Source organism: Campylobacter sp. IFREMER_LSEM_CL2127, from assembly GCF_025771745.1.
In the GTDB taxonomy this organism is placed as follows: Bacteria; Campylobacterota; Campylobacteria; order Campylobacterales; family Campylobacteraceae; genus Campylobacter_D.
Genome location: NZ_JAKMQV010000035.1, coordinates 1 through 515 on the forward strand (window position 1 = coordinate 1; position 515 = coordinate 515).

Below are 515 nucleotides of genomic sequence, written 5' to 3' on the forward strand. Positions count from 1 at the left end.
ATGGCTCTGATGCTCTTATAGCAGGTGGCACAGCAGGTATACACAATAAAGGAACCATAGGTGTAAATAATAATGGAACATCTGTAAATAAGGGCAATGTAATCGACTTGCAAAATGGTGCCACCATAGCAGCTATTAGCAATGATGGTAAAAACCTTTATACTAATTCTAGTGGTACAGCCATACTTAATGAAGGTACCATCAAAGGAAACATTAGTCTTGATGGTGGCTCTAAAATCATAGGAGCTATTGACAATAAAAACATAATTACAGGCTCTATAGACTTAAAAAACAAATCTCACATAGATAGTATTATCAATAGTGGAACCATAGATGGTGGTATTAAACTAAACGATAGCACTATAGGCTCTATTACAAACAATGAAGGTGCTAAAACTGATTTAGACTTAAAAAATAACTCAGTAGTAGGAACTATTACTAATAATGGGGATATGGAAATTAGTAGAGATAATACTTCATCTATAGGTACATTTGCTAATAATGGTAATTTAAAA

1 protein-coding gene is annotated in these 515 nt (G+C 33.0%); it reads left to right on the forward strand.

The genetic code is table 11. From position 1 onward, the window contains the following. Positions 1–515: hypothetical protein (locus tag L8V77_RS07665; protein WP_412175151.1), on the forward strand; the 515-nt coding region annotated here is incomplete at both ends.